Consider the following 15,298-nt stretch of genomic DNA (forward strand, 5'->3'; position numbering starts at 1 on the left):
CTCGCGGACGGCCTCAGCTCTTCGTATAGCCGAGGCTCGCCTCGAGGTTTTCGAAGGTGTCGTCCATGGCGTAGCTGCGCAGGAAGGGCAGCGAGAAATGCCCGAAGCGCAGGGACATCTGGCTTTCCGCCTGCGCCTCGGTCGCCTTGCTGATCGCGGCGAGATAGAGCGCGGCGGCGAGGCCGCTGCGGTCCGCGCCGCCTTCACAGTGAATCAGGATGGGTTTTTCCGCGTTGCGCAGCACATGCACGAGGGCGTCCGCCTGGAGGCCGCTCAATTCGCGTGACGCGGACATGGCGAAATCGATATGCGCAATGCCGAGCCGGGCCGATTCGGCGACCTCGGCATCGTACCAGGCGGCACCGGCATTCCTGCCGCGCAGATTGATCACCGTGCGGATACCTGTCTCGCGGACATAATGCCTGAGACGCCCGGGCGTGGGCTGGCCGGAGCGATAGAGTTCGCCGACGACCACGGTGTGGAAATTGCCGCCGAGATATTGCAGGCCCAGATAGGTCGCCCCGGCGGCCAGGATGGCAGCGCAGCCCAGGCTCGCGGCCAGGAGAACGCCTCTCAATCGGACAGCGGCCGTTACGCCGTGCCCGCCCAGGGATTTGTACACAGAACCGATACGCAACCTTCGCCTCCGACCATCTGTCGTCGGCGTGTTCTAGCCCTGCAGACTTAGGGCAGACTTATACCGGGGGCCATAAAGACAGGCCGGTCATTGCGAGCGAAGCCAAGCAATCCAGGGGCCGTAAACTCTGCGCATTCAAACCCCTGGATTGCTTCGCTTCGCTCGCCATGACGGAGTTGGTGGGTCAAACTTTATGCGAGTTTGTATTCCATGCCGCCACGCGTGGGATCACGAGCTCGGCCACCAGCCCGCTGCGGTCCGCCCGATTGGCCAGGGTGAGGGCGATGCCGTGGCGGTCGGCGATGGACCTGGCGATCGCCAGCCCCAATCCGGTGCCTTCGACATGCTGCGGCGCGGCCCGGAAGAAGCGTTCGAAGACACGTTCGAGCAAGTCAGGCTCGAGCCCCGGCCCGGTGTCCGTGATGCGGATGCCACGCCGGCCGTCGTCGAGGGTCTCGACCATGATCTCGCCTCCCGAGGGAGTGTAGTGCAGGGCGTTGTCGATCAGATTGGTGAGCAGGGTCCGCAATTCCCTGGTGTCGCCGACAAGCGGAACCTCACCGTGTCGCTGCATACTCAGATGCAGTCCGCGGGCCTCGGCGATTGGTTCGAGATCGGTAACGCAAGCCTCGGCCAGTACGCCGAAGTCCAGGGGCGTGCGGTCCTGGCCGCCCGTGCCGGCTTCCAGGCGGGCGAGCTGGAGCATCTGGTTGGTGAGATGGGTGGCGCGCCTGGCGCCTGCCTCCAGGTCGTCGATCCTTGCGTTCAGCGCCGCACCGCCGGCGAGGGGGCGGAGATTGCCGATCTGCAGGGTGAGCGCGGCGAGCGGGGTGCGCAGTTCATGCGCGGCATCGGAGATGAAACGGCGCTGACGTTCGAGTGTTTGTTGCAGACGGGACAAAAGGGCATTCATGGCGGCAACGAGCGGCAGGACCTCGGAGGGAACACCGGCGACCGGAATGGGCGTAGTGTCGGCCGCGGACCTCTCGGACAGGGTGGCGGCGACGCGGCCGAGCGGTTTCATCACCACATAGATGACCAGGCCAAGAAAGAGCCAGGCCACCGGAATGAGAATGATGATCGGCAGGACCGCACCGAGGGCGGCATGCTCGGCCAGCTCGGTGCGTGCTTCGATCTGTTGGGCGATCTGAGCCGTGCGTTGTCCTTCGACCAGGGTGTAGACCCGCCAGTCATGCCCGGCGACGGTCTCGTTCGAGAAGCCGGTGCCGCTGCTGCGCGGAATGGCGATGGCGGGATTGGTCGAGCGCATCGGTAGGTCGGCGCCGTCCCAGACCTGGACGAGGAGATCGTCCTCGCGGTTGCGCGTGCTTTTGACGGCGGGGCGCAGGCTGCGGGCATCGAGAGCGTAGACGGCGACCTGCTGCAGCTGCTTGTCGAGGAAGCGATGGGCTTCGCGCCGCACGGCGAAGTAGGAGGCGAGGGCAGCGCCGACGCCGACCACCAGCAGCACGGCGGCGATGGCGATCAGGCTCGACCAGCGCAGCGACATCAGGGAGCGTCCTTTGCGACCATCCAGCCGGCTCCGCGCAAATTGCGGATGATGTCCTTGCCGAATTTCTTGCGGATGGCGTGGATCAGCACCTCGACGGCGTTGCTTTCGACCTCCTCGCCCCAGCCATAGAGGCGTTCCTCCAGCTGGCTGCGCGAAACGATCGCCCCAGGGCGTTCCATCAGGACCAGCAGCAGGGAAAACAGCCGCGCGGTCAGCACATGGCTTTGGCCGCGATAGGTGACGCGGTGGCTTTCGAGATCGAGCTCGAGGTCGCCATGGACCAGCGTGGAAACGGCCTGCCCGCCATGGCGGCGGCGCAGCACGGCGCGGATCCGGGCCTGCAGTTCGCGCATCTCGAAGGGCTTGACGATATAGTCGTCGGCGCCGAGGTCGAGCCCGTCGACGCGATGATCGAGGTCGTCCCTGGCGGTGATGATGAGGACGGGCGTGGTGTCGCCGGCCCGCCTGAGATCGCGGAGCAATTCGAAGCCGCTCTTGCCGGGCAGGCCGTTGTCGAGCAGCACGACGGAATAGCCGTGTTGCCGCAGGGCGGCTTCACCGTCCGGGCCGTCGCGGACCCAGTCCACCGCCATGCCGGCATCGCCAAGCGCCTGCAGCAGCGCCTTTCCGATCATCGGATCGTCCTCGATCAGAAGAATGCGCATGCGGCCGCCGTGAAGACAATGTGAACTCGGCGAGGATGGCAAGCAATTAAGGGCTGATCAAGGAAGCGGCCCGCCTCACTTCGTCCCGTAGATACGGTCGCCGGCATCACCCAGGCCCGGCACGATATAGCCGTGGTCATTGAGATGGCTGTCGATCGCCGCCGTCCAGATCGTCACGTCGGGATGGGCCTCGCGCAGATGCTTGATGCCTTCGGGCGCCGCGAGCAGGCAGACGAAGCGGATATCCTTGACGTCGCGCGCCTTCAGCCGCTCGATGGCCGCGACGGCGGAATTGGCCGTGGCCAGCATCGGGTCGAGCACGATCACCAGGCGCTCCGCCACATCAGGCGGCGCCTTGAAGTAATATTCCACGGCCTTCAGTGTTTCCGGATCGCGATAAAGCCCGATATGGGCGACGCGCGCCGAGGGCACGAGGTCGAGCATGCCTTCGAGAAAACCCTCGCCGGCACGCAGGATCGGCGCCAGCACCAGCTTCTTGCCGGCCACGCGCGGCGCCTGCATCTTGGTCAGAGGCGTTTCGATCTCGACCATCTCCAGCGGCAGGTCGCGGGTGACCTCGTAGCAGAGCAGGCGGCCGATCTCGTTGAGCAACTGCCGGAACCCCTTGGTCGAGCGGTTCTTGTCGCGCATCAAAGTGAGCTTGTGCTGCACCAGCGGGTGATCGACGACGATGACGCCTTCCATCGGAGTTTCCCTTCTTCACATTCCGCTCTTACCTAGCCGATTTCTCGGCTGGGGTAAGGCATCATAGCGCGCCTTCCACGCCTTTCATCGCCGTCGATGCCGGCTCGGACCGCCGGTGTCCCTATTTTTGCCGGTTTGCCTGCCGAAAAATCTGGCGTGAAACTTGCTTCTGGCCGCCGTCCATGCAGGATGCTGCCCGCAACAAGACCAATAATCAGGATCGTGCGCGTTCATGGCGTTGTCGCAAAGGCTTGAGTTCCGCCAGACCCAGTCGCTGGTGATGACGCCGCAATTGATGCAGGCGATCAAGCTTCTGCAATTGTCCAATCTCGATCTCACCACCTATGTCGAGGCCGAGCTGGAGCGCAATCCGATCCTGGACCGCGCCGATGGCGAGACCTCGCGTGAACCCGAGACGCTTGCGGCCGAACCCGCCGATCCCGCTGCGGGGGATTGGCTCAAGGACGACATGGCGCCCTCCCGCAAGGCGATGGAAGAGGGGCTGGGCACCGATCTCGACAATGTGTTTCCCGATGAGCGCCCCGCCGACAGGCAGGAAGCGCCTGCAGCGATCGAGCAACTGGCCGGGAGCGACCCCTATGTCTCGTCCTGGTCGAATGTCGGCGCGGGCGGGCATGGCGGTGACGACGACGTCAATTACGAGGGCATGGCCGCGGCCGATCTTTCATTGGCCGATCATCTGGAGACGCAGCTCAATCTGGCGACCCGCGATCCCGGGCGCCGGCTGATCGGCCGCTTCATCATCGATATGATCGACGAGACCGGCTATCTCGTCGGCGATCTCACGGAGCTCGCCGAACGACTGGGGGCCTCGCCGGACGAGGTGGAGGCCGTGCTCGCCATCGTGCAGGGCTTCGAGCCGAGCGGCGTCGGCGCCCGTTCGCTGAAGGAGTGCCTGGCGCTCCAGCTCAAGGAGCGCAACCGGCTCGACCCGGCGATGGCGACGCTGCTCGACAATCTGGAACTGGTGGCCAAGCGCAACATTCCGGCCCTTAGGCGCCTGTGCGGTGTCGACGAGGAGGATGTGGCCGAGATGATCGCCGAATTGCGCGGCCTCACCCCCAAGCCGGGCCTGGCTTTCGGCTCGACGCCGGTTCAGCCGGTGGTGCCGGACGTGCTGTTGCGCGCGGCGCCGGATGGCACCTGGATGGTGGAGCTCAACCCGGATACCTTGCCGCGCGTGCTGGTCAACCAGAACTATTATGCCCGGGTGGCGCGCACGGCCCGCAGCGAGGCGGACAAGACCTTCCTGACCGAAGCGCTGCAGACGGCGAACTGGCTGACCCGCAGCCTGGAGCAGCGCGCGCGCACCATCCTCAAGGTCGCCACCGAGATCGTGCGCCAGCAGGACGCCTTCTTCTCCCTCGGCGTGCAATATCTGCGTCCGCTCAATCTCAAGACCGTCGCGGATGCGATCGGCATGCATGAATCGACGGTGTCGCGTGTCACCGCCAACAAGTTCATCGCCTCCGCCCGCGGCCTGTTCGAGCTCAAATATTTCTTCACCGCCTCGATCTCGAATGCGGAAGGGGGCGAAGCGCATTCGGCCGAGGCGGTGCGCCACCGCATCCGCCAGATGATCGACGCCGAGGCGCCCGATGCCATCCTGTCCGACGACACCATCGTCACGCTGCTGCGCAAGGACGGCATCGACATCGCCCGGCGCACCGTGGCCAAATATCGCGAATCCATGCGGATCGCCTCCTCGGTGGAACGGCGGCGGGAAAAGGCGGGACGATGAGGCCCAACACCCGGCCATCCGGAAGCCACGCGCGCAACCGGCGGAAGAGCTGGATGGCCGGGTCAAGCCCGGCAATGACAAGGTCGTGCAAACTCGAAGGCGCTTGAATGAACTGCATCGGGCCGATATGGCCGGTTTTTCGAAGCGAGGGAACCTGACGGTGTCGCTGCCGGTCCTGCCCATTGATGGCCGCCAATCCGCGATGGCCCTGACGATCCAGCGTGGGGCCAGCCGGCTGCTGCGCCAATACGGCCTGACGCCGGTGCCGGAGGTGACGCTGCCCAATGGCCGCCGTGCCGATCTCCTGGCCGTCGGGCGCAGGGGCGAGATCTGGATCGTGGAGATCAAGTCGTCGGTAACGGACTTCCAGGTCGATCACAAATGGCCGGAATACCTCGCCTATTGCGACCGGCTGTTCTTTGCCGTCGGCCCGGATTTTCCACTGGTCCTGCTTCCCGAGGAAGCCGGCAGCATCGTGGCCGATGCCTATGGCGGCACGCTGCTGCGGGACGCCCCCGAACAGCGGCTCGCCGCGCCGACACGCAAGGTGCTGACCCTGCTGCTCGCCCGCCTCGCCGCTGGGCGGCTGCATCAGGCCATGGATCCCGAAGGTGCATTCGGCTTCGGCGAATGACCTGCCTGAAGGCGCTATTGTCCCGCAAAGGAAGTGACGAGCGAGACCAGCTCCGCATCCTGACCGTTGAAGCCGTGATGCGCGCGGGACCGGCAGGGATTGCCGGTTTGCCGGCCGCCCTCCAGCCATTTCACCGTGACTCGCTCGCCGGCCCAGGCCTGAAAGGGCGCGACGCCGGCCGGCTTGGTGAAACGGCAGCCATCCTGACGGTGATGCACCACCAGGGTGGGAGGCAGCAGCCTGGAGGAGCCGAGGACGGCCATGACGCTCGTAGAGGGGCCTGACTCCTTGCTGAGGAAGCCTGAAGTCAGCACCAGCCGGTCCGGCTTGGCGCCCTTCGCAAGGCCCTCTGCCGCGCGCGGCGTGCCGGCCGAGGTCGCCACGATCGTGACCGGCCGTTTATGTCCCGCCATTGTGTCGACCGCCGTGGCAAGATTCGTGCCCTTGTCGACCAGCAGGACATTGTAGCCCTTGGCCGCAAAGCCATCGCGATTGCGGATGAGGATATTGTCGGCGCCGGTGCGGAAATAGCCGTTAGGCCCGACTTCGAGCCGGCCATCGCCGCCGGTGAGCAGGATGATGCTGCCTTTGGCTTGAGGATGCCGGATCAGGATATTCTCGATGCCGGCAATGGTCACGGTCTCGCCACCGCTGGAAATGGGAGCCGTCTGGGCAAAAGCGGGACCACTCAGCGGCAACAGGGCCAAGAAACAGAGTGCTATGGCTGCCCATTCTCCAGGCAATATGTTCCGATTCATGATTCGAACTGTCCTCGTTGCGGGCCATCGATAGGCAACAACGGTTGCGACTGGATTACGGGAAGCCGAGCGCGATGACAGCAGGCAGCACTCAAATTTACATCCTTGCCTTGCTCCCTGGCGGCCGGTCATGATCTATGAATCAAAAGGGGCATATGGCCCGGGAGGAGCAGTTCCATGGATATGAGCGGTTCGCAGCGCATCGAGGCTTCGCGCGAGAAGGTCTGGGAAGGCCTGAACAATCCCGAGGTCCTCAAGCAATGTATTCCGGGCTGCGAAACGATCGAGCAGGTCTCGCCCACCGAGATGACCGCCAAGGCCGTGCTGAAGATCGGGCCGGTGAAGGCCTCCTTCAACGGCAAGGTCACATTGTCGGATCTCGATCCGCCCAACGGCTACACCATTTCGGGCGAAGGGCAGGGCGGTGTCGCCGGTTTTGCCAAGGGTGGGGCCACCGTGCGCCTCGAGGCCGATGGCGAGGATGCGACCATTCTCCATTACGAGGCCAAGGCCGATGTCGGCGGCAAGATCGCCCAGCTCGGCGCCCGCCTGATCGATGGCACCGCCAAGAAGCTGGCCGGCGACTTCTTCGAGAAGTTCGGCCAGGCGATCTCGCCCAAGCCGGAAGGCGAGGAGGCCCCGGCCGAGCCGGAAAAGAAGGGCTGGTTCGGCCGCAAGAAGTGAAACGATCGCCCGTTCTCACGCCGGTATGAAGGGAATTCCCCGCAAGGCCTGGACGAAAACGAAGAGGGTGGCCACGCCATAGGCGAGGGCTGCGGCGCAGACGACGAAGGAGGCTGCCCGGCCCGGCGCCCAACGCTCCGCGATCAGGCCCAGCACAGGCATGATCTGCAGGGCGTGCAGGCCCAGGAAGTGGGCCACCCTGAGGTCGCCGCCGGTGCGCGACCAGCCGAAGATCGGCACCCCCGTGGCGTCCGAGCGCACGCCACCGATCCAATGACCATTGCCGGCAGAAAGAACACCGCCCGAGCCTGCCCCGAGCACGAAAGTGAGCGTCAGCCCGAGCAGGACCGACAGCCAGAAGGCCGTCGACCAGGCCTGGGGGCGGTGCCGCAGCAGCAGGACCGCCAGCGCCGGACTTGCCGCCGCGAGCGTCACCGCACCGATACCCATCAATGTGTACATCAGCCGGTAGAAGGGATCGGCCACGTTGTAGTGCGAGGCAAGGCCCCTGGCGGCCTGAAGGGTGATGTAGCCGATCTCGAAGGCGCTCGTGGCAAGGGCGAGGGTGACGAGGATCCTGACCGCCCGTCCGTGGCGCGTCTCTACGGGCAAGGCGCCGACGAACCACGCCAGTGTCAGGAGATAGAGGCCGACGGAGAGCTGGAACTTCAGCGGCTTGATCCAGACCGAGATGCCGTTGAGTGTCCTGTCGTCGATCGCCAGGGCCATGGCGGTCGGAACCATCAGGGAGAGGATGACGAAGCCGCCGAGCGCCAGCCTGTATTCGCGCCGGAGCAGGCCGTCGGCCAGGCGCCAGACAGTTTCGTGGGGGCTGCGGGCAAGATGCAGGCGGGACGCATTCGTCGTCATGTAAGCTCTCCTTGGCGGCGCGAGAGGCCCCGCAGCCAGAAGCCGCGCAGGGCCAGGAAGATCAGGAAGCCGATCGGGCCGAACAGGAAGGTGAGGGCGAGGCAGGGCAGGACCGCCAGATGCGGTAATCCGGAGCGTCTTGCCGCGCGCACTTCCCAGGCGCCGACCAGCAGGTCGAAGGCGAGGTAATGCAGCCAGCCGGCGAGAAGCAGGCCGCGATGGCCGAACAGCGCGCCGACCTCTTCGAGCGAACCGAAGCCACCCGAGGCCCCGCCCCAGAAGCGAAGGATCAGGACGGCATAGGCAAGGGCGAGCGTCGCCGGAACGAAGGCGCCCGCAATCGCCTGTGACAGGGCAGGGCGCAGGGGTGACAGGGCCAAGGCAACCCAGCCGAAGAGGGCGAGGAACCCGGCCCAGGAGAAGACTTGGTCAAGCGTGAAGGCTTGGTTAAGCGTGAAGGCTTGGTCCAGAGTCATGTCGGCTTCTCTAACTTGACAGTGTCAAGATAAGGATGCCAGTAATTTTGACATTGTCAAGATGGGGGTGAATGGTAGCATCTGCCCTGCACAGCGAGTGGCTGTGGGTGAATGGCTGGAGTGGGAACGGCGTGGAGCAGCAACGATCGACGGCACAGAAGGGGAGCTATCACCATGGTGACCTGCGGGCCGCGCTGCTCGCTGCCGCCGAACTGGTCCTGGCCGAACGCGGCGTCGAGGGGTTCACCCTTCGCGAATGCGCCAGGCGGGCGGGCGTGTCACATGCCGCCCCGGCGCATCATTTCGGCGATGTCGCAGGCCTCCTGACCGCCGTGGCGGCCCTGGGCTTCGAAACATTGACGCGCTTCATGCGCGAGGCGCGGGCCGGCATCGAGGAGCCGCAAGCGCGCTTGCGGGCGATCGGGCGGGGCTATGTCGCCTTCGCCCGCCAATATCCGGAGAGATTCCGGCTCGCCTTCAACCGGCATCGGCTGAATGGCGAGGACCCGGCCCTCCGGGCAGCCGGACAGGAGGCGTTCGCCGAACTCGAGACGGCCATTCGGCTGGTGACCAAGGCTGGAGACGGTCCTCTTGCGAGCGACCAGCTTCATGTCCTGCTGCATACTTGGTCGGTCGTGCACGGCTATGCCCATCTCTTGCTGGCGGGACAGCTCGACAAGCCTCTCCAGGGGGAAGGCGATGGAGCTGTCGAGGCCGCTCTGGCAGGCGTCCTGGCACGATTGACCGAGCGATAGGCAGCTTGCCGGGAAGAACCAATCCTGGATCGCCGGCATCCCTGCAGGCTCTTGCCAACCCGCAACCGCAGCGCTTCGAAGAGGCCGGCAGGAATGCCGGCGATGCCGCAACCAACCTAAACTCGCCTGAAGGTGAAATAGGCGCCGCGCCGGCCTTCCCTGAGCGCCTTGGCTTCATAGCGGGTGGAGCGCCAGCCCTCCCAGGGCGTCAGCCAGTCGGCCTGGCGCTCGGCCGTCCATTCGAACTCGGACGAGCGTGCCACCCGCGCCAGGGCATAGGCGGCATAGTCGTCAATGTCGGTGGCAAAACGCAGCTCCCCGCCTGGCTTGAGGATGCGGGCCAGGCGCGCCAGCATCTCCTCGCCCAGGAAACGGCGCTTGCGATGGCGGCGCTTGGGCCAGGGATCGGGATAGAGCAGGTAGATGCGCGCGATCGAGCCGGCCGGCAGCCAATCCACCACCGCCTTGGCGTCGTCGTCCCACAGGCGGATATTGGCGAGCCCGTTCTGCTCGATCTGGGCCAGCATCTTGGCGGTGCCGTTGACATAGGCCTCGCAGCCGATGAAGCCGATTTGCGGGTTCTCGCCGGCGCGCTGGGTGAGGTGTTCGCCGCCGCCAAAGCCGATTTCGAGCCAGACCTCGCCGACAGGCTCCGGGAACAGGGAACCGAGGTCCGAAGGAGCCGGGACAGTGAGGTCGAGACGCAATTGCGGCAGCGAGCCGGACACCAGGCCTGCATGCCCCGGCCGCAGGGTCTTGCCCTTGCGGCGGCCGAAGAAGGCGCCATGGCCACGGGGCGGTGCATCCTTGCCGTCGCCGGACTTGTCCTCATCGTCTTGCGTCACCGCACACACCCACCAGAGCAAAACGTTCAAGCGTGAACGCTTATCTTCTCTAACTCTCTGTTTCCAAACCAATCCGAGGGATTGGCAAGAGCGTCTTTGCGATTTGAAGCGATTCCGTCAAATCGCGAAACGCTATGAAAAAAGCCTTCCCCGACGAGCGGGAAAGGCTTTCCGTCGATTATCCGTTCCGGATCAGGCGCGCACGGCCTTCTTGATCGCGTCGGCCAGATCGGTCTTCTCCCAGGAGAAGCCGCCGTCGCGAGCCGATTTGCGGCCGAAATGGCCATAGGCGGAGGTACGGGCATAGATGGGCTTGTTGAGGTTGAGGTGCTCGCGGATGCCGCGGGGCGTCAGGCTCATCACGTCGCGCAGGGCCTTCTCCACCTTCTCCTCGGCGACATTGCCGGTGCCGTGCAGGTCGACATAGATCGCCAGCGGCTCGGAAACGCCGATGGCGTAGGCGAGCTGGATGGTGCAGCGGTCGGCCAGCTTGGCGGCGACCACGTTCTTGGCGAGATAGCGCGCAGCGTAGGCGGCCGAGCGGTCGACCTTGGTCGGGTCCTTGCCGGAGAAGGCGCCCCCGCCATGGGGAGCAGCGCCGCCATAGGTGTCGACGATGATCTTGCGGCCGGTCAGGCCGCAATCGCCGTCCGGACCGCCGACCACGAACTTGCCGGTGGGATTGACATGCCAGACCGTATCCTTGCTGATCCAGCCTTCCGGCAGGGTCTTGCGGATATAGGGCTCGACCAGCTTTTTGATGTCGCCTGAGGTCAGCTTCTCGTCGAGATGCTGGGTGGACAGCACGATCTGCGTCACGCCGACCGGCTTGCCGTTCTCATACTTCACCGTGACCTGGCTCTTGGCATCGGGGCCGAGCATGCCGAGCTCACCCGACTTGCGGGCCTTGGTGATGTCCTCGAGAATCTTGTGGGCATAGTAGATCGGCGCCGGCATCAGCTCCGGCGTCTCGCGGCAGGCATAGCCGAACATGATGCCCTGATCGCCGGCGCCTTCATCCTTGTTGCCGGAAATGTCGACGCCCTGGGCGATGTCGGGAGACTGGCCGTGCAGCAGGACCTCGATCTTGGCCTTCTTCCAGTGGAAGCCGTCCTGCTCATAGCCGATCGCCTTGACGGCGCGGCGGGCGGCGCTCTTGATCTTGCCCTTGGTGACGGTCTCGGGACCGCGATATTCGCCGGCGATTACCAGGCGGTTGGTGGTGGCGAGGGTTTCGCAGGCGACGCGCACCTGGGAGGGGTCCATTCCGGTCTTCGCCGCCTCGCGATAGAACAGGTCGACGATTTCGTCGGAGATGCGATCGCAGACCTTGTCGGGGTGGCCTTCAGCGACCGACTCGCTGGTAAACAAATAGTCGGAACGGGACACGAATGTTTCTCCACGCCAAAATGGAACTTGGTATCGTCTCGTTTTGGCGAGGGCCGGGTTCGCCGTCAAGCGGCAAATCGTACGTTTCGTTCGTTTAAAGGAACGCTGGAGCGATTTTCCATCACGCTCCCTGGTTTGGCGACATCGCCAAACCAGACAGGGTGCATTGTAACCGAAAGGGCGTTTTACGAGCCCGTTCCGCGGCTCAGGCCGCATGTTCCTGGCTGAGGGTAGAGACGAGGTCGACGACGCGGCGCCGCACCTTCGGGTCCTTGATACGGGCAAAGGCCTTGTTCAGCTGCAGGCCTTCGGTGGTCGACAGGAACTCGATGACATGCGAGGTGTCGCTCTCGTCGGCATGTTCGGCCGCATGGACGGCGCCGGTTTCGGGCGGGAGGCCCTCGAAGAAGAAGGAAATGGTGACTCCGAGGATCGAGGCGATCTGCTGCAGTCGGCTTGCACCAATGCGATTGGTGCCCTTTTCATATTTCTGTACCTGCTGAAAAGTGAGGCCGAGGGCTTCGCCGAGCTTCTCCTGGCTCATGCCCACCAGAACACGCCTGATACGGACACGGCTGCCGACGTGCTGGTCAATGGGATTGGGTACTTTCTTGATCATAATATTAACTCCAGGTCACTAGCAAATATTTGAAAATACAGCGACGAATTTGAAAATGAATTGCGGCCGTAACGTGGCGGAAGCACGGCGTGCCGGAGATACAATTGCGGCAGCGCAATCTGAAGTAGTTCAAATGCATCCTGCAACCAGTTGGGTGACTATACCTCCTTATGCGGGAAAATCCAGTCGGTCTCGCGCTTCCCGCTCGGCGCCGATGTAACAAATATGTGTTACCGGGGCTGTCGGCGAGGGTTCAGCCAGCCGAGACCGGCGCCGATTAAGGCAATCAGAAACAATCCGGCAACAATGCCTGTGCCGGCCGTGGCGAAGACCGGCGGTGGCAGGGTGGTTGGCAGCCGCGAATCGAGGACGCCGCTGGTGCCCAGCGGCAGGCTGGCGACGATGCGTCCCACCGGGTCGATCACGGCGGAAATGCCATTGTTTCCGGCACGGACCACGGGCAGCCCTTCCTCGATCGCACGCGCCCTCACCTCGGCGAAATGCTGGTAGGGGCCAGGGGTCATGCCGAACCAGGCATCGTTGGTGACGTTGAGCAGCCAGCCGGGGCGGTTCGCCGGATCGATCACCTCTCCCGGAAAGATCGCCTCGTAGCAGATCAAGATGCCGGCGGGCGGCGCGTTGGGAATGTCGAGCGTGCGCAGGCCGGGCCCGGTCGAAAAGCCGCCGCGCTGCTGGGTCAACTGCTCGAAGCCGAGGGATTCGAGCAGGGATTGATAGGGCAGATATTCGCCAAAGGGGACGAGGTGCACCTTGTCGTAATTGCCGATGATGGTGCCGGTGGCATCGATGACATGCAGGGAATTGAAGAAACGCCAGCTGCCGTCGTCGAGATTCTCCTCCGCCCGGCCGGCACCGGTCAATAGCACGGCCTTGGGCGACACCAGATCGCCGAGCACCTTGAGGGCCTCGGAATCCTGCGCCACCAGGAAGGGAAAGGCCGATTCCGGCCAGATCAGATGGGTGACCTTGGCAAGGCCGTCGCTGCCGTCGGCGGCCGGCTGGCGCGACAGCGCCAGATAGCGCGTGAGCACCTCATTGCGCAGGGCCGGGTTGAACTTGGCATCCTGGGGCAGATCGGGCTGCATGATGCGCAGCTGCACCCCGTCGACGAAGCCGGTGGGGTGTTGGTCAAGGCGCCACATGCCGAAGCCGGCCATCGCGGCCAGGACGGCGACGGACAAGGCCGGCCAGCGCCAGCCGCCCCGCCGCACGAGAGCCACCGGCGTGGAGAACAGGACGAGTGCCACGAGGGTGAGCCCATAGGCCCCGATCAGGGACAGGCTCTGGGCCAGATGAAGTTCCTCGGCGAGGGCATAGCCGAACAGGTTCCAGGGAAAGCCGGTCAGGATATGGCCGCGCAGCCATTCGAAGGCGGCCATGGCGACGGCGAAGGCGAAGATGCGGGCCATGCCTCGCGACCATAGGAGCCGCGCCAGGGCAAATCCGGCGGCGTGGAAGAAAGCAAGGCCGGCGGGCAGCAGAACCACCGCGAAGGGCAGCAGCCAGGCGAATTGGTCGGCATCGACGAGGAAGGCATTGCCGATCCACCACAAGCCGGCAAGGAAATAGCCGAAGCCATAGCACCAGCCGAGCCGGGCGGCCGTAGCGATGCTGCGCCACAGCCTGGGCGCCGGGTTCTCCGGAGTGGGGACGGCAATACCGTCCAGCAGCCAGATCGCAACCGGAAAGCTGACGGCCAGCACCGGGAAGGCATTGAACGGAGCCATGGCCAGTGACGCAAGGGCACCCGCCAGGAAGGCGCCGGCCATGCGCCGCCAGCCTCTCAGTCCGGCCAGACGAGACGCAAACGCAGCAATCACGTGGCGCCGTCACCGCTGGTTTCGCTTGCCGGACTCCTTTCCTCGCCGGCGGCAGTCGCCGCTTCACCGACGGGGGAGGCCGCCTTCTTCTCGCGCTTTCGTCCGTCGCGCGGCCGGGCGATGCCGCTGCCGGCCGTGTGGATGCGGACCCGCTTCACCCGGCGCGGATCGGCGTCGAGGATCTCGAATTCGAGCTGGCCCGGTCCCTGCACGATCTCGCCGCGCACCGGCACGCGGCCGGCCAGAGTCACCAGCCAGCCGCCGAGCGTATCGACGTCGGCCTCGATCTCGTCCTCGTGCATCTCCAGGCCGATGGCGGCGGCGACGTCGTCGAGATCGGCGCGGGCATCGGCGGTGAAGATGCCTTCGCCCGAGGCGACGATCATGTCGCCATCGTCCTCGTCGTGCTCGTCCTCGATGTCGCCGAGCACGATTTCGACGATATCTTCCATCGAGACCAGACCGTCCGTGCCGCCATATTCGTCGATCACCAGAGCGAGCTGGGTGCGGGTGGCCTGCATCTTGGCGAGCAGGTCGATCGGAGGCATCGAAGGGGGCACGAACAGGACGTTGCGCGTGAGGGATTTCACAGAACTGAGCGGGGTCGACAGGGTGATGTTGCCCAGGGCGAGGGCCGCTTCCTTGGGCGAGGGCTTGGCGGTCTCGCCGTCCCTGGCGGCTTCGCTCTCACGGACCTTGCGGCTCCGGCGTGCGGCGATGGCGGCCCGTGACGCCAGCCAGGCCACGAAATCGCGGATGTGCACCATGCCGCGCGGATCGTCCAGCGTCTCGTTGTAGACAGGCAGGCGCGAATGGCCCGCGGTCTGGAACACCTTGAGCAGGTCGCCCAGGGAAATGTCGAGCGGTACGGCCACGATGTCGGCGCGGGGCACCATCACATCGTCGACGCGCTTGCCGCGCAGGCCGAGGATGTTCTTGAGCATGGCGCGCTCTTCCGGAGAGAAACTGGAATCCTCCCCGGCGCGGGTATTCTCGAGGGCGTCGGCAAGGTCCTCGCGGATGGAGGGGGCGGACCTCAGCCCGAGCGCGGACTTGATCCGTCCGAACAGGCCTTCATGCTGGGGTTCCTGGGAAACGCCGGGTTGGCTGCTACTTCGATCGTTGCTGTCGGACATGGCTCTGCG

General features: G+C 64.9%; 16 protein-coding genes. 4 read left to right on the plus strand and 12 right to left on the minus strand.

Annotation, left to right across the window (positions count from 1 at the left end; genetic code table 11):
* Positions 1 to 13 precede the first annotated feature (13 nt).
* The 4 genes from C5L14_RS22845 to upp all read right to left on the minus strand — a co-directional run bounded on the left by C5L14_RS22845 (position 14) and on the right by upp (position 3,520).
* The gene (locus tag C5L14_RS22845; RefSeq protein ID WP_245443513.1) at positions 14 to 637 is read right to left on the minus strand and encodes a tyrosine-protein phosphatase; all 624 of its coding nucleotides are present in this window, start codon (positions 635 to 637) and stop codon (positions 14 to 16) included.
* A 184-nt stretch (positions 638 to 821) separates the two neighbouring features.
* Positions 822 to 2,147 (minus strand): ATP-binding protein, encoded by a 1,326-nt coding sequence (locus C5L14_RS22850; RefSeq protein WP_105864381.1) that lies wholly within the window; start codon positions 2,145 to 2,147, stop codon positions 822 to 824.
* Positions 2,147 to 2,815, minus strand: a complete 669-nt coding sequence (locus C5L14_RS22855; RefSeq protein WP_105864382.1) for a response regulator transcription factor — start codon at positions 2,813 to 2,815, stop codon at positions 2,147 to 2,149. Before C5L14_RS22855 ends, C5L14_RS22850 begins: the two co-directional genes overlap by 1 nt.
* A gap of 75 nt (positions 2,816 to 2,890) precedes the next feature.
* Positions 2,891 to 3,520 carry a uracil phosphoribosyltransferase gene (gene upp / locus C5L14_RS22860; RefSeq protein WP_068288071.1) on the minus strand — a complete coding sequence of 210 codons (630 nt, stop codon included), beginning with the start codon at positions 3,518 to 3,520 and terminating at the stop codon, positions 2,891 to 2,893.
* 232 nt (positions 3,521 to 3,752) lie between these two features.
* Here upp and rpoN point away from each other — a divergent pair, with 232 nt between their 5' ends.
* Complete coding sequence (rpoN, locus tag C5L14_RS22865) at positions 3,753 to 5,282, plus strand: RNA polymerase factor sigma-54 (RefSeq protein WP_105864383.1); 1,530 nt, start codon at positions 3,753 to 3,755, stop codon at positions 5,280 to 5,282.
* Between the two features lie 127 nt (positions 5,283 to 5,409).
* Complete coding sequence (locus C5L14_RS22870) at positions 5,410 to 5,916, plus strand: MmcB family DNA repair protein (RefSeq protein ID WP_105864478.1); 507 nt, start codon at positions 5,410 to 5,412, stop codon at positions 5,914 to 5,916.
* Between the two features lie 14 nt (positions 5,917 to 5,930).
* Here C5L14_RS22870 and C5L14_RS22875 read toward each other — a convergent pair whose 3' ends face one another.
* The gene (locus C5L14_RS22875; RefSeq protein WP_245443514.1) at positions 5,931 to 6,623 is read right to left on the minus strand and encodes an alpha/beta hydrolase; all 693 of its coding nucleotides are present in this window, start codon (positions 6,621 to 6,623) and stop codon (positions 5,931 to 5,933) included.
* Positions 6,624 to 6,851: 228 nt separating this feature from the next.
* On the opposite strand from C5L14_RS22875, the gene C5L14_RS22880 reads away from it, so the two are divergent.
* Positions 6,852 to 7,358, plus strand: coding sequence for an SRPBCC family protein (locus C5L14_RS22880; protein ID WP_105864384.1), 507 nt, complete (start codon positions 6,852 to 6,854; stop codon positions 7,356 to 7,358).
* 15 nt (positions 7,359 to 7,373) lie between these two features.
* Here C5L14_RS22880 and C5L14_RS22885 read toward each other — a convergent pair whose 3' ends face one another.
* Positions 7,374 to 8,228: a hypothetical protein gene (locus C5L14_RS22885; RefSeq protein ID WP_105864385.1), complete on the minus strand. Its 855-nt coding sequence runs from the start codon at positions 8,226 to 8,228 to the stop codon at positions 7,374 to 7,376.
* The gene (locus C5L14_RS22890) at positions 8,225 to 8,704 is read right to left on the minus strand and encodes an ABA4-like family protein (RefSeq protein WP_105864386.1); all 480 of its coding nucleotides are present in this window, start codon (positions 8,702 to 8,704) and stop codon (positions 8,225 to 8,227) included. Before C5L14_RS22890 ends, C5L14_RS22885 begins: the two co-directional genes overlap by 4 nt.
* Before the next feature lie 71 nt (positions 8,705 to 8,775).
* Here C5L14_RS22890 and C5L14_RS22895 point away from each other — a divergent pair, with 71 nt between their 5' ends.
* Entirely contained in the window at positions 8,776 to 9,459 is a 684-nt protein-coding gene (locus C5L14_RS22895; protein ID WP_105864387.1) for a TetR/AcrR family transcriptional regulator, read from the plus strand.
* A 116-nt stretch (positions 9,460 to 9,575) separates the two neighbouring features.
* On the opposite strand, the gene trmB is transcribed toward C5L14_RS22895, so the two are convergent.
* The 5 genes from trmB to C5L14_RS22920 form a co-directional block, all read right to left on the minus strand.
* A complete protein-coding gene (trmB, locus tag C5L14_RS22900) occupies positions 9,576 to 10,304 on the minus strand; it encodes a tRNA (guanosine(46)-N7)-methyltransferase TrmB (protein ID WP_428832648.1) in 729 nt (242 codons plus the stop codon).
* Between the two features lie 192 nt (positions 10,305 to 10,496).
* Positions 10,497 to 11,693: a methionine adenosyltransferase gene (metK, locus tag C5L14_RS22905; protein ID WP_105864388.1), complete on the minus strand. Its 1,197-nt coding sequence runs from the start codon at positions 11,691 to 11,693 to the stop codon at positions 10,497 to 10,499.
* 205 nt (positions 11,694 to 11,898) lie between these two features.
* Complete coding sequence (locus C5L14_RS22910; RefSeq protein ID WP_105864389.1) at positions 11,899 to 12,312, minus strand: helix-turn-helix domain-containing protein; 414 nt, start codon at positions 12,310 to 12,312, stop codon at positions 11,899 to 11,901.
* 230 nt (positions 12,313 to 12,542) lie between these two features.
* Positions 12,543 to 14,102 (minus strand): apolipoprotein N-acyltransferase, encoded by a 1,560-nt coding sequence (lnt, locus tag C5L14_RS22915; protein ID WP_146126999.1) that lies wholly within the window; start codon positions 14,100 to 14,102, stop codon positions 12,543 to 12,545.
* A gap of 47 nt (positions 14,103 to 14,149) precedes the next feature.
* The gene (locus C5L14_RS22920) at positions 14,150 to 15,289 is read right to left on the minus strand and encodes a transporter associated domain-containing protein (protein ID WP_105864391.1); all 1,140 of its coding nucleotides are present in this window, start codon (positions 15,287 to 15,289) and stop codon (positions 14,150 to 14,152) included.
* Positions 15,290 to 15,298 lie beyond the last annotated feature (9 nt).

The sequence above is a fragment of the Labrys okinawensis genome (assembly GCF_002982075.1).
Taxonomy (GTDB): Bacteria; Pseudomonadota; Alphaproteobacteria; order Rhizobiales; family Labraceae; genus Labrys; species Labrys okinawensis_A.

Bases quoted from the DNA above. Each gene is read 5' to 3' on its own strand.
- C5L14_RS22850 (WP_105864381.1), bottom strand. From the start codon at position 2,147: ATGTCGCTGCGCTGGTCGAGCCTGATCGCCATCGCCGCCGTGCTGCTG.
- C5L14_RS22855 (WP_105864382.1), bottom strand. From the start codon at position 2,815: ATGCGCATTCTTCTGATCGAGGACGATCCGATGATCGGAAAGGCGCTG.
- upp (WP_068288071.1), bottom strand. From the start codon at position 3,520: ATGGAAGGCGTCATCGTCGTCGATCACCCGCTGGTGCAGCACAAGCTC.
- rpoN (WP_105864383.1), top strand. From the start codon at position 3,753: ATGGCGTTGTCGCAAAGGCTTGAGTTCCGCCAGACCCAGTCGCTGGTG.
- C5L14_RS22870 (WP_105864478.1), top strand. From the start codon at position 5,410: ATGGCCGGTTTTTCGAAGCGAGGGAACCTGACGGTGTCGCTGCCGGTC.
- C5L14_RS22880 (WP_105864384.1), top strand. From the start codon at position 6,852: ATGGATATGAGCGGTTCGCAGCGCATCGAGGCTTCGCGCGAGAAGGTC.
- C5L14_RS22885 (WP_105864385.1), bottom strand. From the start codon at position 8,228: ATGACGACGAATGCGTCCCGCCTGCATCTTGCCCGCAGCCCCCACGAA.
- C5L14_RS22890 (WP_105864386.1), bottom strand. From the start codon at position 8,704: ATGACTCTGGACCAAGCCTTCACGCTTAACCAAGCCTTCACGCTTGAC.
- C5L14_RS22895 (WP_105864387.1), top strand. From the start codon at position 8,776: ATGGTAGCATCTGCCCTGCACAGCGAGTGGCTGTGGGTGAATGGCTGG.
- C5L14_RS22910 (WP_105864389.1), bottom strand. From the start codon at position 12,312: ATGATCAAGAAAGTACCCAATCCCATTGACCAGCACGTCGGCAGCCGT.
- lnt (WP_146126999.1), bottom strand. From the start codon at position 14,102: ATGGCCGGCGCCTTCCTGGCGGGTGCCCTTGCGTCACTGGCCATGGCT.
- C5L14_RS22920 (WP_105864391.1), bottom strand. From the start codon at position 15,289: ATGTCCGACAGCAACGATCGAAGTAGCAGCCAACCCGGCGTTTCCCAG.